At 37.9% G+C, this 290-nt stretch carries 1 pseudogene; it reads right to left on the reverse strand.

The annotated features are described in order from the left end of the window. A pseudogene (locus ACYQ4S_RS12600) lies at positions 1-290 on the reverse strand (RNA-guided endonuclease TnpB family protein); the annotation flags it as partial.

Below are 290 nucleotides of genomic sequence, written 5' to 3' on the forward strand. Positions count from 1 at the left end.
GATCTTCCGTTCAACTAATTGGGGCGTTTCGTCCGCTGATTCCACAAGAATGGATATAAAATATTTTCCCGATTTATTCATTGATATCGTACATGATTTAATCTTGCCTTGAAAAGTACGATGCTGGACAAGCGTTACACATCCGATTTTAGGCAGTTTGATTTTACCATCTTCAATTCGGATATTTCCCCCTTGATTGTTGGTGGTATAACTCGCTTTTGAACGGTGTTTGGATTTGAATTTTGGAAATCCAATGGATTTATCCCGGAAGAAATTTTTGTAGGCTCGTT

The sequence above is a fragment of the Alkalibacterium sp. s-m-28 genome (assembly GCF_054658175.1).